This window comes from Streptococcus sp. HMSC10A01 (genome assembly GCF_001807785.1).
Lineage (GTDB): Bacteria > Bacillota > Bacilli > Lactobacillales > Streptococcaceae > Streptococcus > Streptococcus gordonii.
In genome coordinates this window covers 464689-478999 of the sequence record NZ_KV790983.1, presented here as the reverse complement: position 1 = coordinate 478999, position 14311 = coordinate 464689, and the positions used below count along the sequence as shown (strand labels likewise).

15 protein-coding genes are annotated in these 14311 nt (G+C 41.2%); 12 read left to right on the top strand and 3 right to left on the bottom strand.

Translation table 11 applies throughout. From position 1 onward, the window contains the following. Positions 1-147: 147 nt before the first annotated feature. From HMPREF3108_RS09375 to rpmH, 10 genes are all read left to right on the top strand, one after another. Positions 148-642 (top strand): beta-class carbonic anhydrase, encoded by a 495-nt coding sequence (locus HMPREF3108_RS09375; protein ID WP_045634450.1) that lies wholly within the window; start codon positions 148-150, stop codon positions 640-642. Positions 643-791: 149 nt separating this feature from the next. Beyond that, the gene (gene gltX, locus HMPREF3108_RS09370) at positions 792-2249 is read left to right on the top strand and encodes a glutamate--tRNA ligase (protein ID WP_070494376.1); all 1458 of its coding nucleotides are present in this window, start codon (positions 792-794) and stop codon (positions 2247-2249) included. A 175-nt stretch (positions 2250-2424) separates the two neighbouring features. Next, complete coding sequence (locus tag HMPREF3108_RS09365; protein WP_011999716.1) at positions 2425-3624, top strand: argininosuccinate synthase; 1200 nt, start codon at positions 2425-2427, stop codon at positions 3622-3624. A 14-nt stretch (positions 3625-3638) separates the two neighbouring features. Beyond that, positions 3639-5024, top strand: a complete 1386-nt coding sequence (gene argH, locus HMPREF3108_RS09360; protein ID WP_061592965.1) for an argininosuccinate lyase — start codon at positions 3639-3641, stop codon at positions 5022-5024. A 147-nt stretch (positions 5025-5171) separates the two neighbouring features. Next, a complete protein-coding gene (gene rnpA / locus HMPREF3108_RS09355) occupies positions 5172-5531 on the top strand; it encodes a ribonuclease P protein component (protein ID WP_011999719.1) in 360 nt (119 codons plus the stop codon). Continuing rightward, complete coding sequence (locus tag HMPREF3108_RS09350; protein WP_061596253.1) at positions 5515-6330, top strand: YidC/Oxa1 family membrane protein insertase; 816 nt, start codon at positions 5515-5517, stop codon at positions 6328-6330. Before rnpA ends, HMPREF3108_RS09350 begins: the two co-directional genes overlap by 17 nt. A 15-nt stretch (positions 6331-6345) precedes the next feature. Beyond that, positions 6346-7308, top strand: coding sequence for an RNA-binding cell elongation regulator Jag/EloR (gene jag / locus HMPREF3108_RS09345; RefSeq protein WP_070494374.1), 963 nt, complete (start codon positions 6346-6348; stop codon positions 7306-7308). Positions 7309-7433: 125 nt separating this feature from the next. Continuing rightward, positions 7434-8438: a DUF6287 domain-containing protein gene (locus tag HMPREF3108_RS09340; protein WP_070494372.1), complete on the top strand. Its 1005-nt coding sequence runs from the start codon at positions 7434-7436 to the stop codon at positions 8436-8438. Positions 8439-8452: 14 nt separating this feature from the next. Next, positions 8453-9085 (top strand): ribonuclease P, encoded by a 633-nt coding sequence (locus tag HMPREF3108_RS09335; RefSeq protein WP_070494370.1) that lies wholly within the window; start codon positions 8453-8455, stop codon positions 9083-9085. Between the two features lie 139 nt (positions 9086-9224). Continuing rightward, entirely contained in the window at positions 9225-9359 is a 135-nt protein-coding gene (rpmH, locus tag HMPREF3108_RS09330; protein ID WP_000831902.1) for a 50S ribosomal protein L34, read from the top strand. A gap of 141 nt (positions 9360-9500) precedes the next feature. On the opposite strand, the gene HMPREF3108_RS09325 is transcribed toward rpmH, so the two are convergent. From HMPREF3108_RS09325 to HMPREF3108_RS09315, 3 genes are read right to left on the bottom strand one after another with little or no spacing between them, the layout of a single operon-like run. Continuing rightward, positions 9501-10910, bottom strand: coding sequence for a DUF4153 domain-containing protein (locus HMPREF3108_RS09325; RefSeq protein ID WP_070494368.1), 1410 nt, complete (start codon positions 10908-10910; stop codon positions 9501-9503). A 1-nt stretch (position 10911) separates the two neighbouring features. Then, on the bottom strand, positions 10912-11130 hold the full coding sequence (locus HMPREF3108_RS09320; RefSeq protein WP_045634443.1) for a helix-turn-helix domain-containing protein: 219 nt from the start codon (positions 11128-11130) through the stop codon (positions 10912-10914). 8 nt (positions 11131-11138) lie between these two features. After that, positions 11139-11615 (bottom strand): DUF2975 domain-containing protein, encoded by a 477-nt coding sequence (locus HMPREF3108_RS09315; RefSeq protein ID WP_070494366.1) that lies wholly within the window; start codon positions 11613-11615, stop codon positions 11139-11141. Positions 11616-11834: 219 nt separating this feature from the next. Between HMPREF3108_RS09315 and HMPREF3108_RS09310 the strand changes: the two genes are divergently transcribed. Together HMPREF3108_RS09310 and HMPREF3108_RS09305 are read left to right on the top strand one after the other, a co-directional pair. Next, positions 11835-12917 (top strand): ArsR/SmtB family transcription factor, encoded by a 1083-nt coding sequence (locus HMPREF3108_RS09310; protein WP_070494364.1) that lies wholly within the window; start codon positions 11835-11837, stop codon positions 12915-12917. 130 nt (positions 12918-13047) lie between these two features. Then, positions 13048-14289 carry an MFS transporter gene (locus HMPREF3108_RS09305; protein WP_070494362.1) on the top strand — a complete coding sequence of 414 codons (1242 nt, stop codon included), beginning with the start codon at positions 13048-13050 and terminating at the stop codon, positions 14287-14289. Positions 14290-14311: the final 22 nt, after the last annotated feature.

Here is a 14311-nt window from a genome sequence, read left to right as displayed (position 1 = left end):
CAAAAGAGTAGGCTTGACTATTCCTGGGCATATAAATTTTTCATGAGTAAGAAGCTTTATCTCTGACAAATCTTAAAAAAGCTGGTAAGATAAGATTAATTTATTTGATAATCAAATAAATTTTTCAGAGATGAAGCAGAGGTGAATATGTCTTACTTTAAAAATTTTATGAAGGCCAACAGAGCATATGTCGACTTGCATGGAACAGCTCATTTACCAATAAAACCAAAAACAAAGGTTGCTATTGTAACCTGCATGGATTCTCGACTTCATGTGGCTCCTGCCTTAGGTTTGGCTCTTGGAGATGCCCATATTTTGCGGAATGCTGGTGGGCGTGTAACGGAGGATATGATTCGGTCCTTAGTGATTTCTCAGCAACAGATGGGGACCAGAGAAGTAGTGGTTTTGCACCATACCGACTGTGGGGCTCAGACTTTTACCAATCCAGAGTTTGCCTGTCATCTTGAAAATGTACTGGGAGTGGATGTTAAGGGGCAAGATTTTCTGCCCTTCACAGATGTGGAAGAAAGTGTACGGGAGGACATGGAATTACTTAGAAAGTCTCCCTTGATTCCTGATGATGTAGAAATTTCCGGTGCTGTCTATGATGTGGATACCGGGCGAATCCATGAAGTTCTATAAATAAATGTTCTAGTTTCCAATTAGTTTGGGAATGAAAAAAAGATTGCTTGCGGGTAATCTTTTTTTCTTACTTGTGCTATAATAGAAACGATTGAAAAGAGGCCGTTTGGTCCTCGATGATAAAAAGAATGATATAAAGGAGATCTGCTTTGGCAAAAGCTATTCGGGTGCGTTATGCACCAAGTCCGACTGGACTTTTACACATCGGAAATGCGCGGACTGCGCTCTTTAATTACCTCTATGCTCGTCATCATGGCGGGACCTTCATTATCCGTATTGAGGATACTGACCGCAAGCGCCATGTAGAAGATGGGGAACGTTCTCAGCTTGAAAATTTGCGTTGGTTAGGCATGGACTGGGATGAAAGCCCAGAAACACACGAAAACTACCGTCAGTCTGAGCGTTTGGACTTGTATCAGAAATACATCGATCAACTCTTAGCTGAAGGAAAAGCCTACAAATCTTATGTTACAGAAGAAGAGTTGGCCGCTGAGCGTGAACGTCAGGAAGCAGCAGGTGAAACACCTCGCTACATCAACGAATACCTTGGTATGAGTGAAGAAGAAAAAGCGGCTTATATTGCTGAACGTGAAGCAGCAGGCATTATACCAACTGTTCGTCTGGCGGTTAATGAGTCAGGTATCTACAAATGGCACGACATAGTCAAAGGCGACATTGAGTTCGAAGGTGGCAATATCGGTGGTGACTGGGTTATCCAAAAGAAAGACGGATATCCAACTTACAACTTTGCTGTTGTTATTGATGACCACGATATGCAAATCTCTCACGTCATTCGTGGGGATGACCATATTGCCAACACTCCTAAGCAGCTTATGGTTTATGAGGCGCTGGGCTGGGAAGCTCCAGAGTTCGGTCATATGACCTTGATTATCAATAGCGAAACTGGTAAAAAGCTATCTAAACGTGATACCAACACCTTGCAATTTATCGAGGATTATCGTAAGAAGGGGTATCTGCCAGAAGCAGTCTTTAACTTTATTGCACTGCTAGGTTGGAACCCTGGTGGTGAAGATGAGATTTTCTCTCGCGAAGAACTCATTAAACTCTTCGATGAGAACCGCCTCAGCAAGTCTCCAGCAGCCTTCGACCAGAAGAAACTAGACTGGATGAGCAATGAATACATCAAAAATGCAGATTTCGAAAGAATCTTTGCTCTGGCGAAACCATACTTGGAAGAAGCAGGGCGTTTGACAGATAAGGCTGAAAAATTAGTAGAGCTTTACAAACCACAGATGAAATCGGTCGATGAAATTGTACCTCTGACAGATCTTTTCTTCTCAGATTTCCCAGAGTTGACAGACGCTGAGCGCGAAGTTATGGCAGGAGAAACAGGTCCAGGAGTTTTAGAAGCCTTCAAAGCGAAGCTAGAAGCTATGACAGATGAAGAATTTGTGACAGAAAACATCTTCCCTCAAATCAAAGCAGTCCAAAAAGAAACAGGTATCAAGGGTAAAAACCTCTTTATGCCGATTCGAATTGCCGTTTCAGGTGAGATGCATGGACCAGAGCTTCCAGATACGATTTACCTATTAGGTCGTGAAAAATCTATCCAGCATATCGAGAACATGCTAAATCAAATTCAATAAGATAAGCCAGCTTTCGGGCTGGTTTTTATTTTAGTCCAGTATATAATATATTGTATTTGAATAAAAATTGATAAAACGTTTTTATTTTAATAAATATCGACTTTCGCTTGACAATTGCATTTTCATACCGTAGAATGTTTAAAAATACAAATTATAGAAGGGTAGGAGTAATCGCATGGTTAAAGAGAAAGTTATTTTGGCCTATTCAGGAGGATTGGACACTTCGGTGGCTATTACTTGGTTGAACAAGGATTATGATGTGATCGCAGTCTGCATGGATGTGGGTGAGGGAAATGATTTGGATTTCATTCATGATAAGGCTCTGAAAGTTGGCGCTATTGAATCTCACGTCATTGATGTTAAAGACGAGTTCGCGGAAGACTACGTCCTGGTTGCTCTGCAAGGACACACCTTCTATGAACAAAAATATCCTCTGGTGTCCGCTCTGAGCCGACCTCTGATTTCCAAGAAGCTAGTTGAAATTGCCCACAAGACGGGGGCGACGACCATTGCACATGGCTGTACGGGAAAAGGAAACGATCAGGTCCGTTTTGAAGTGGCTATCGCATCCTTAGATCCCAGTCTCAAGGTGATAGCTCCAGTTCGGGAGTGGAAATGGTCTCGGGAGGAAGAAATCAATTACGCTAAAGCTAATGGTGTGCCAATTCCTGCAGATCTGGATAGTCCTTACTCAGTCGACCAAAACCTTTGGGGCCGGGCTAACGAGTGCGGAGTTTTAGAAAATCCTTGGAATGAAGCACCGGAAGACGCCTATGATTTGACGGTTGCGCCAGAAGCAGCGCCAGACAGCCCAGTCTATGTAAATATTGACTTTGAGGCAGGTGTGCCGGTTGCTTTAGATGGTAAAAAGATGAAGTTGGCGGACTTGATCCTTGAGCTGAATGACTTGGCAGGACAACATGGTGTCGGACGGATTGACCATGTGGAAAATCGTTTGGTAGGGATTAAGTCTCGGGAAATCTATGAATGCCCTGGTGCAGTGACTCTCTTGGCTGCCCACAAAGAAATCGAGGATTTGACTTTAGTCAGAGAACTGGCTCATTTCAAGCCGATTATCGAAAATGAGCTGTCCAATCTTATCTACAATGGCCTCTGGTTTAATCCAGCGACAGAAGCCCTGATTGCCTACCTTAAGTCCACTCAGCAGGTGGTCAATGGCACAGCTAAAGTGAAGCTTTATAAGGGATCTGCGACAGTTGTAGCTCGTAAGTCTGACAATTCTCTCTACGATGAGAGTCTGGCTACCTATACCAGTGCAGATACTTTTGACCAGGATGCCGCAATTGGCTTTATCAAGCTGTGGGGGCTTCCGTCTAAGGTTCATGCAGAGGTTCAGGCTCACAAAGACAAATAGAAAGGGGCTTTCCTATGGCAAATCATAAACTGTGGGGCGGACGTTTTGAAGCCTCTCTGGAAGGCTGGGTAGAGGAATTTGGCGCTAGCATCGGCTTTGACTATCGTCTGGCTCCCTATGATCTAGAGGGTAGCCTAGCCCATGTCAAAATGCTGGGGCAGACAGGAATCATTGCTCCAGAGGAAGCAGCTGCTATTCAGGCAGGCTTGGAAAAGCTGCTGGCACGTTATGAGTCTGGAGAGCTTGAGTTTGATGTGCGAAATGAAGATATTCATATGAATATGGAGGCTCTTCTGACCGAGGAGATTGGGCCAGTAGCTGGTAAGCTTCATACGGCTCGCTCCCGTAATGACCAGGTGGCAACAGATATGCACCTCTATCTCAAGGACCAGCTCGGTCAGATTGCGGATAAACTCTTGAATTTGCGTCAGGTGTTGCTGGACTTGGCAGAGGAGCATGTAGAAACCATCATGCCAGGCTATACCCATCTGCAGCATGCCCAGCCGATTAGCTTTGCACATCATCTGCTGGCCTATTATCAGATGTTCAGCCGGGATAGTCAGCGCTTTGCTTTTAATCTGGAGCATACGGATTTGTCTCCTTTAGGAGCAGCGGCTCTGGCGGGGACAACATTTCCGATTGACCGGGAGCTGACAGCTGATTTATTGGGCTTCAAGGGCATTTACCACAATTCTTTGGATGCGGTCAGTGATCGAGATTTTATCTTGGAGTTTCTATCTAACAGCAGCATTCTCATCATGCATCTGTCTCGTCTCTGCGAGGAGCTGATTAACTGGTGCAGCTATGAATACGGCTTTGTCAGTTTGTCAGATACCTTTAGCACCGGGTCTTCCATCATGCCACAAAAGAAAAATCCGGACATGGCGGAGCTGATTCGAGGCAAGAGCGGCCGGGTCTATGGCCATCTCTTCAGCCTTCTGACGGTTATGAAATCCCTGCCCTTGGCCTATAATAAGGACCTGCAGGAAGACAAGGAAGGCATGTTCGATACAGTAGATACCATCCAAAAATCGCTGGATATTATGGCGGGTATGCTGTCTAGTATGACAGTAAACAAAGAAAAAATGCTGGTTTCAACTCAGCAGGATTTCTCCAATGCGACAGAATTAGCTGACTATCTGGCCAAGAAAGGACTGCCTTTCCGGGAAGCCCATGAGATTGTCGGAAAGTTGGTGCTGGAATGCAGCAAGGCAGGCTATTATCTACAGGATATTCCGCTGAGTCGCTATCAGGAAGTGTCGTCGCTGATTGAAGAAGACGTTTATCAAGCACTTGAGTCGCAGACGGCTGTGCAAAAGCGAAATTCACTCGGAGGGACTGGATTCGAACAGATTCGTCAGGAGTTGGAAAGAGCTAAAAAAGATTTGAACAACAAATAACATTTAGAAAACATCGTGAAAAAGAGCGATGTTTTTGCTTTATAAAAAGCTATAAATGAAGGTAGAAATAGCGCTAAAGGTTGCTGGCATTGGCTTTTTGGAAAAATATGGTATAATAGATATAATTTTGGTAGATGGAGTTGAATTTTGAAAAAAAGCTATCGCGTCAAGAGTGAAAAAGATTTCAATGCGATTTTTAATGATAAACAAAGTGTGGCTAATAAACGATTTGTCATCTATAAATTGGATAAAGATCAAAAACACTTTCGAGTGGGGCTTTCCGTCAGTAAAAAACTTGGAAATGCAGTTGTCAGAAATGGGATTAAGAGGAAGATTCGCCATGTCTTGATAGAGCATAGACAAGAGCTACAAGCGGTTGACTTTGTTATCATTGCGCGCAAGGGTGTGGAAGAATTGGATTACAAGGAGACGGAGCGAAATTTATTGCATGTACTAAAACTAGCTAAAATCTATCAAGAAGGGATTCCCAGTGAAAAAGAAGAGTAAGATAGCAGGTCTCCTGCTTTTGTCCTCGCTTGTTTTGACCGCCTGTGGCACGAGCGAAGTCACATCACAATCAACTGACTTATGGGAAAAATTTGTTTATTTCTTTGCGGAAACGATTCGTTTCTTATCTTTTAATGGCAGCACAGGAATTGGAATTATTCTCTTTACTATCATCATTCGAACGGTTCTTTTGCCGGTCTTCCAAATCCAGATGACTTCATCGAGGAAAATGCAGGAAGCCCAGCCGCATATCAAAGCTTTACAAGCCAAGTATCCCGGCAAAGATATGGAAAGCAGAAACTTGCTAGCAACGGAAACCCAAAAGCTTTACAAAGAATTGGGTGTTAATCCCTTAGCATCCTTTATTCCTCTTTTTGTTCAGATGCCAGTCTTAATTGCCTTGTATCAAGCGTTGACACGGGTTGCCTTCTTGAGGACGGGACATTTTCTCTGGCTCAACTTGGCAGAAACGGATCCTTATTACATACTGCCAGTACTGGCCGCCCTCTTCACTTTCTTGAGTACTTGGCTCAATAATAAGGGGTTGGCCGAAAGAAATGGAGCTATGACGGCGATGACCTATCTCATGCCACTCTTGATTTTCTGGTTTGCCCTAAGTTTTTCCAGTGGGGTAGCCCTCTACTGGACAGTGTCAAATGCCTACCAAGTGGGACAAACTTTAGTTTTGAGCAATCCGTTCAAAATGATCGCAGAGCGCGAAGCTAAGCTTAATGCTGCGCGTGAACAAGAAGAAAAGAAAAAACGTGCCTTCCGAAAAGCACAGAAAAAGAAAAAATAAGGAGGTCTCTTGCAAATGGTTGTATTTACAGGAGCAAGTGTAGAAGAAGCAATTCAAGAAGGATTGCGTGAGTTAGATATTCCTCGTATGAAAGCACATATTACTGTTATTTCACGTGAGAAAAAAGGTTTTCTAGGTTTATTTGGTAAAAAACCTGCCCAAGTTGATGTGGAGCCAATCAGCGAAACAACAATGGTCAAGGCTAATCAAAAAGCTGTAAAAGGTGTGCCAGAGGAAGTTAATGCTAAAAATGAACCGGTCAAAAGTGTTAGTGAAGAAACAGTTGACTTGGGTCGGGTTGTCGCTGCCATCAAGAAGGTTGAAGGCGAAGGTGAGAAAGTTTCAGACGAAGGTAAGGCAGAAATCCTCAAACATGATAAACAAGCCAATACTATTTTAGAGGAAACTGGAACAATTGACCTTATTAAAAACCAAGTAAGACAAGGTGAATCAGAAGAAAAGAGTCAACCAGCTAATCAAGAGTTTTCAGATTTAGGTATCGAAGTTGAAGAAAACTACGACATTGAAGAAGTTGTCTCAGATGTGACAGCCTATGTCCAAGAAATCATCAATGAAATGGACGTTGAAGCAAGTTTATCATCTAGCTACAACCGTCGTACGGTCAATATGCAGATTGACACCAATGAACCTGGCCGTGTGATTGGATACCACGGAAAGGTTCTCAAAGCTCTGCAACTATTGGCTCAGAACTATCTCTATATTCGTTATGAAAAGAGCTTCTATATCTCTATTAATGTCAATGACTATGTGGAGCATCGGGCTGAAGTCTTGCAAAGCTACGCTCAAAAATTGGCTAACAAAGCTTTGGAAGAGCGCCGTAGCCAGCCGACAGATCCAATGTCTAATAACGAACGCAAAATTATCCACCGAATCATTTCTAAAATGGATGGCGTTACTAGCTATTCAGAAGGCGACGAGCCAAACCGTTACGTCGTAGTTGATATTGATAGTGAGTAAGAGCTTCAATTATTGACCATATCAGAATTTTTTATACAACAAAGTGAGACTGAGACGCCATTGTCTCTGTCTCCTTTCTTTTATAGATAATAGTTTGAATGTAGAAAATCAAAGAGGGAAAGAATATGAAAAAAATACTTGTTTTATTACTTTCAGGCGCAATTTTTTTATGTGCCTGTAGTCCGAGTCCGAAGGGGGATCATTCATCTCCTTCAAGTACTCCAAAGCCATCAAAGCAATCGCAAGCTTCTTCGGATTCTATTGAGCAAGATGAAAAAGCTTATGCAAGTACTTTGGATAGTCTAAAAAATGATACATCAGAAGGGCGAGCAAATTTATACGCATTTTATGATATTGATGGAAACGGCACTAAAGAATTGCTAACTGGGCACCATTTCAAAGGTCAATATTATTTGGCAGCAATCTATTACTTGAAGCAAGGTGTTTCTACTTATTTAGCACAATCTAGAGTTGCTTCGGCAGGCGGAAGCAGAGAGGTCACAACTATTTATACTGATGGAACAGTCTTTTATGCCCAATGGCATTCTCTAAGCCCTGATGCTAAGGGTTATCTTTATCAACTGAGATCTGATAATAGTGGTGTAGATGTGCTAAAAGAAGCAGATTTTCAAATTGCAGGTGTGGATCCAAATTCTGAAAGCGGGCAACATACAGTATTTGGGACAGGATCTAAAAAAGAGCTTGATCTATCTTCGTTAAAGTGGAAAGACATAGAAAACTATCAAGCAACGACAAGTGTTGGAAATCAGAAAGAACAAAGTCGTTCGTCTCAATTGGATTTGGAAGCCATCCAAAAAGGAGATTATTCTAGTATTGAAGGCAGATGGAGAAATGGGAAGGGGAGTGAATTAGTATTTGATAAAAATGGCTTGGTTAATAACGACCTAAAATTGGGAAATAATTTTAGAATGATTGATTCTTATTTACAAGGTGGAGTATCCTCTGGAGGTCCGGGTGCAGCCATCTTGTTCATTCCAGCAGGTGTTGATATGTCTGTGACTGCGGATAATCAAACGATAGCAGATGCTTCTGATAAAAAACAAGATCGAATTCTTATAACACAGAGTGTTGTTGTTAATAACCCTGAGGTTTTCTATTATAGAGAGTAAAGAAAGGAAATTTTATGTCACTTTTCCCAGCTATAAAAGCTTATCTTCCTTATCAAGGTACTAAGTATATTGCTCCAGAAAAAGCAGGAGACCTTCGTGAGGTCATGCTGGATCTGAGAGCTAAGGGCCAAGCGGCTCGTAAAGAGTTCATAGATCTAGTCAAAGATTTTCAGGCCCTTTATCCGAAGTTAAGTTTGGAAAGAGCGAGTCAATGGATGAACCAAGCTCAAGTTCTGCGTCCTCATTTTTGGAATTATCTAAAAGGCTATGGAGAAATTACTGAGCCTATGTTCGCTCTGCGTTTGTATGGAAGTGCAGATGATTTTGGGGTATCGCTCGAAGTTAGCTTCATGGAGCGTAAGAAAGACGAAGATAGTCTCTCAAAGCAAAATCGAATCTTGCAAGTACCTATTGATAGACCAGTTTATTATTTTGCTCAGATAGATGGTGTGAGTCAGCGCTTTGAAGGCACAGAAGATAATCGCAGGTTACTTATGAAACAGGTCCAAGAAGGTCAGGTTCGCAAGGTTTTAGCCAAATACGATGTTAATCTATCTGGGGCTAATTCTAGAGAAGAAGTCTTGTCTAATTTACAAGAAGCAATGACTGCCCTGATTCCATTTTATGAAGCAACAAGGCCTCTATGATTCCGTTCTCAAAAGGAAACTTATTTTCTGGAACTATTGACAAAAGGCTTAGAATCATATAGAATAGTAAAGTATGTTTAGTAACTGATCACAACTAGCCGGCTAAACGAATACAAGAATCTAAGAGGAGGTATTCATCGTGAAACGTACTTATCAACCAAGTAAAATCCGTCGCGCGCGTAAACACGGTTTCCGTAATCGTATGTCTACTAAAAACGGTCGTCGCGTACTTGCAGCTCGTCGTCGTAAAGGACGCAAAGTTTTGGCTGCTTAATCAAAACGATTATAACAAGAAAAATCAGTGGAAACTCGAGACCACTGGTTTTTTCTATTATGCTGATAAAGAGATTATAAATAAAAATAAGACCAGATCGAAGATAAAATCGTTCTGGTCTTTTATATTCAAATTAGCTTATCACTTCAGTAAAAAAGGATATAGATAGCAAAGTATGGTGAAACTAATCATAGCATAAAGGATACCGATGCGAATAGCTTGGATAGGTTTATACAGTCGAATCAAGATGAGCAAACACCAAACCAATAAGACGAGGACAAACCAGCCGGAAAGTAACCGTAGAGGAGTTGGTCCATAAAGGTAAATATAGACACCAAATAATTTCCATCCTGCAAGTAAGGTCAGCAAGGTGGCAAATATAAAGAGCAGAGTGGTTGCTAACCGTGTACCTATCTGATCCCAGAGCGGTTTTTTAGAGATGAGATAAAAAGCTCCTAAAACAACAAAATTAAGAAGAGAAACTCTAACAAGTTGCCAGAACCCAGTGACCGCAATGGAAGACGCACTTTGGGGAGAAATGGCTTCTGTAACAGTTCCAGCGCTCAGAAGATTTCCTAGCTCGCTTAGACCAGTTGTGAAAAAAAGGATATAGGTTAAAAGTAAGCTTCCAATGACAATATATGCTGCAAAGTTAGGGATAGCCCTTAGTGGCTGAACTTTTTCTTGGAATACTTGGTAGTTAAAAGTAGACGTTCTTTCGCTGAGCAAGCTACCCACAATGAGTCCATATAAGTAGAGACTGACTGGAATGGCAAGAAATAGCTGTGCCAGTATAGTAGCTATATCAATCTTGGAAAAAAGTGAGTCAAAGAAGGCCTGACTAAAATCGGACAATTGTAGGAAGAGATTTGCAAAATTACCTGAGACCTGACTTAGCTGAGTCCAAACAAAGTAAACCAGGACTCCTGAAGCCAAAAGACTACCTATTAGAATGACAAAATGTTGGAAGTTCTTTGAATAGCCATCATTTGTCTCTTCAGAGTTTTCCTCCTCGTGAAGAAAGACGATGCAAGAAGCCATGAAATTTTTAAAGGGCAGAGTGTAGAAAGCTTGAACCATATCAAACCAAACCATAATCCCTAAGCGCCCCTGACTTAGCCAACCTGTACGGGACAGGACGTAGAAGGCAAAAGAGAGGTGGATAGCTAAAAATTGGAAAAAATCTAGTTGCTGATGTGCACCCCAAATACTTAAAGCCATGGCTTGAGCAATGGTCAGAGTGAAAAAAACTCTTGTTTCTAATTTTTTGGCGCCTTCTTTTAATGGGATAGAGGTTGTATGTAATTTTTTGATTAGAAACTCAGTCGAAAGTAAAAGACCGATTGTGACTGGGAGAGAGTAAATAGTTTTAAGCTGTACCAGGATCGCAGTGTAAAAATAAGCTACCAGGTAGAAAACAATAGTTCCAATTTTAAAGATTTTTATTTGGGCGTCATCTAAAGGGCTAAAGATCGTCTGTTCTTCTAGATCATCTAGATCGTCTAGCTGATAGTCTTGCTCTTCTATCTGTTCTTGTAAAATTCTTTCCATTTTATGCCTCCTCTTTTTCATCTGGAATATATTCTAATATATCGCCGGGTTGGCATTCCAATTCTCGGCAAAGTGCATTGAGAGTTGAAAAGCGAACCGCCTTAGCTCGATTGTTTTTCAAAATGGATAGATTGGCTGGTGTTAAATCAATCAGCTCAGCCAAGCGACCGGCACTGATACGTTTTTGTGCCATGACAAGGTCTAAATTTATCTGAATCATATGCCCTCCTAAATTGTGTAGTCTACTTGATCTTGCAGTTCAATAGCCTTGCCAAAAGCATTGCGAATGACACGGATAATTAAAGTTAAAATACTACAAGAAACTGTTACCAGGAGCATAGGTAGATAGACTGTCAGTCCCATGAAAAGTGAGATAAGAGCAACAATTCCAACTTCCCAGCCCAAATATCGGAGATATTGAACATTTTGTTGAATGAAAACTTGGTCCTGCCCGATATGATGAAGGAGCCGGTAAAGATGGACAATGCAGGTCAAAGCCAGTCCTCCTAAGGCGTAACCTAGCAAGAGCAAAATCCAGAATCGGGCCTCGCCTTGAACGAGAGGGGAAGGAAAGACGATAATAAGATTTACAATCCAAGGACCTAGGAAGATTAACATAGTAGAAGCAATAAATAAAAGGCTAATGCTGATTTTTGTAAGACTGATGCTCCAATCTTCAGCAGTCTTTTTTGTTTTGTTGGTCATAATATCCTCCGACAAATATTTTAGTTCTTAGTAACTATAACACAAAAATTATCGATAATCAATAAGATTCTATCGAAAAATAATAAAAAGTTATCGATTAAAGATCAGGAACTGCAAGTTTAGAAGTTTTGAAGTCAAATTAGGATAGCTGTTGAATGGCAGCTATCTTATTTTTCTGCTTTGAAGCGACTTCTGATTTTTTAGGTCATTTTTGGTATAATGAAAAACAGGAATTGTATACTCTTTCTGGTCAGAAGCAGAGTATGTGTAAGGAGGGAAGAGTCTGTGGGTGTAAAGCTTGTTCATTATCGTAGTAAGTTATATGAATTTCTCATGGTGCCTGCCATCGTTTCAAGGGATGATAAACATATGTGGAAGGATTTACGGCAGAATCAAAAGGAGCTGCTTCTTGATATACAGCCACACTATGATAAGCTCTATCAAGATTTACTTCCCTTGAAGAGCGAGCTTGTTGCGGTTAGTTTGTTTGAAGGAGCTACGGTAGGACTGGCTCCGCTCCTCTATCTCTACTTGCTAGAAAAAGGAGAAGATCCGACCAATCCGCATGACTTGTTAGAATGTCTGAAAAAACTAGACGCGGAGCAAATCATCTATTGCTTATCGCTTAAGCTTTCTGCTGGAGAAGTTACCAAGGAACGTCCTGAGGATCTGCTAGCTTTTATAGAGAATAGTGACAAGTCTCCGGAAAATAAATGGTACTGGTACCAAGCTATTCAGCATCCAGAGAAGCTTCGGGACCAATTGGTTTCCTTGCTGGAAAGAGTGTTCGAGCTCTATCAGCCTATTTATGAGCAGTTTGATCAGGAAGTTCTAGTTTTTGAACAAGAATTTAGTCTATCTGATGTGATGTATGATGAAGAACAGTATACCAAGCTTCTTGAAAAGGACACACAAGTCTTTGTTCTGTCACCTATGTTTATTGACTCTTTTCTCGAAAAGGTTCCTGATTTTACCTCCTATTCCTTAGTCCTTTCGACGAGAAGTTCCCAGTTATCAAAGGTGGAATCGGAGCTAGACGATGAAACATTAGCTCTGACCTTAAAAACTCTTGGAGATGAAACCCGCTATAAAGTCTTGATTGAATTGATTCAACCGCATGCCAAGAATAAAGATATAGCTAAAAAACTGGGGCTTACAAGAGCCTCTATCTCATTCCATACTCAGAAGCTGCTAAATTCTGGCTTGCTGGAGCTTGTGGTGGATGATGATTCGGTTAAATACACGGTCAATAAAGAACTGATTCGAAAGATTATAGAGAAGTTCAAACAAGACCTAACATAGTTTAAGAAGACCTAGATTCATTCTAGGTCTTTATTTCGTAAAATAACAATCTAATAAAAATTTGACAATAACCTAATTTCTTGTTATGATTTGTTAAACAAAAATCTAACAAGAGTAAAGGAGATGTCGTATGATTGTTTTTGCAAAAAACAAAAATTTTCGTCAGTTGCTCATCAATCAATGGATTTCAGGTTTTGGAGACATTGTTTTTTACTTGGCTTTGATGAACTATGTTTCTGCCTATTCCTTTGCTCCACTTGCAGTTTTATTGATTTCCCTTTCCGAAACGCTGCCCCAGTTAATTCAGGTTTTTACTGGAGTTGCGGCGGACTTTCAGAAGAATCGTATCCATAAATGCCTGCATATACAGTTTAGTAAGGTCGTGCTATATAGCCTGATAACGTTTTTGCTTCTTGGACAAGATTTCTCTTTCTTGATTCTGCTTGTGATTTGCCTGATTAACTTTCTGTCGGATAGTCTGAGTTATTTTTCAGGTGCCATGCTGACCCCAGTTTATGTAAAGGTGATTGAGCAAGATATGACCTCTGCTATGGGCTTTCGGCAGGCTAGTATGAGTCTGGTTCATATTTTGGGGAATCTAGCTGGCGGTTTTCTCATCGCTTGGTTGAGTATCGGAGCTTTGGCAGGACTGAATGCTCTGACATTCTTGCTAGCTTACCTTGGGTTTTGGCATATTAGTAAAAGCTTACAGGACTTAGAACCGGAGCTCAGCAGTGCCAAGGAGCTAAATAAAGAGAATTATTGGCAGCATTTATTGGATTCTCTTAAAGTCTTGCTGGGATTGAAAAACGTTGTGAGGTTGTTATTGGTTTCAACCTTTGGGCAGGTTACTCTGAATATTCTGACGCCAGTAGCGACTCTTTTATTGCTGAAAAGGCCTTTTTGGAATATGCAGATTGGTCAGTCCATTGCCGTGTTAATTGTTCTAAGTTCCTCTGGTCTGATCTTAGGGAACATTTTGAGTGGCAGTTTGCTGAAAAAACTTTCGACTAAGCTTGCTATGTATAGTAGCCAAGTATGTGAAGGTTTTATTCTTTGCGGTTTTTTCTGGCAAAATTTTTTACTTGTCCTGATAGCGAGTTTTGCTTGCTCTGTTACAGTCGGTCTGCTGAGTCCAAGATTGCAGAAATCTGTTTTCAGCCTAATTCCAGAAGAGTCCATGGGGGCTATCCAGTCGGCTATTAATCTATTTAGCATGGCTGTTCCGAGTGTTTTATCCATGCTGTTAATAGCTCTTGCCAGCAGTTTGGGGGTTATTTATATTCTCCTCCCGCTTGTGTTAATGCTGGCACTGTCTTTCTACTTGATTATTCCAATGGAGAGCTTGAAGGTAGATTCGGATGGCTGTTGAATGGCAGCTATCTTATTTTTCT

Bases quoted from the DNA above. Each gene is read 5' to 3' on its own strand.
- HMPREF3108_RS09305 (WP_070494362.1), top strand. From the start codon at position 13,048: ATGATTGTTTTTGCAAAAAACAAAAATTTTCGTCAGTTGCTCATCAAT.
- argH (WP_061592965.1), top strand. From the start codon at position 3,639: ATGGCAAATCATAAACTGTGGGGCGGACGTTTTGAAGCCTCTCTGGAA.
- HMPREF3108_RS09375 (WP_045634450.1), top strand. From the start codon at position 148: ATGTCTTACTTTAAAAATTTTATGAAGGCCAACAGAGCATATGTCGAC.
- HMPREF3108_RS09335 (WP_070494370.1), top strand. From the start codon at position 8,453: ATGTCACTTTTCCCAGCTATAAAAGCTTATCTTCCTTATCAAGGTACT.
- HMPREF3108_RS09340 (WP_070494372.1), top strand. From the start codon at position 7,434: ATGAAAAAAATACTTGTTTTATTACTTTCAGGCGCAATTTTTTTATGT.
- jag (WP_070494374.1), top strand. From the start codon at position 6,346: ATGGTTGTATTTACAGGAGCAAGTGTAGAAGAAGCAATTCAAGAAGGA.
- HMPREF3108_RS09315 (WP_070494366.1), bottom strand. From the start codon at position 11,615: ATGACCAACAAAACAAAAAAGACTGCTGAAGATTGGAGCATCAGTCTT.
- HMPREF3108_RS09365 (WP_011999716.1), top strand. From the start codon at position 2,425: ATGGTTAAAGAGAAAGTTATTTTGGCCTATTCAGGAGGATTGGACACT.
- HMPREF3108_RS09310 (WP_070494364.1), top strand. From the start codon at position 11,835: ATGAAAAACAGGAATTGTATACTCTTTCTGGTCAGAAGCAGAGTATGT.
- HMPREF3108_RS09320 (WP_045634443.1), bottom strand. From the start codon at position 11,130: ATGATTCAGATAAATTTAGACCTTGTCATGGCACAAAAACGTATCAGT.
- HMPREF3108_RS09325 (WP_070494368.1), bottom strand. From the start codon at position 10,910: ATGGAAAGAATTTTACAAGAACAGATAGAAGAGCAAGACTATCAGCTA.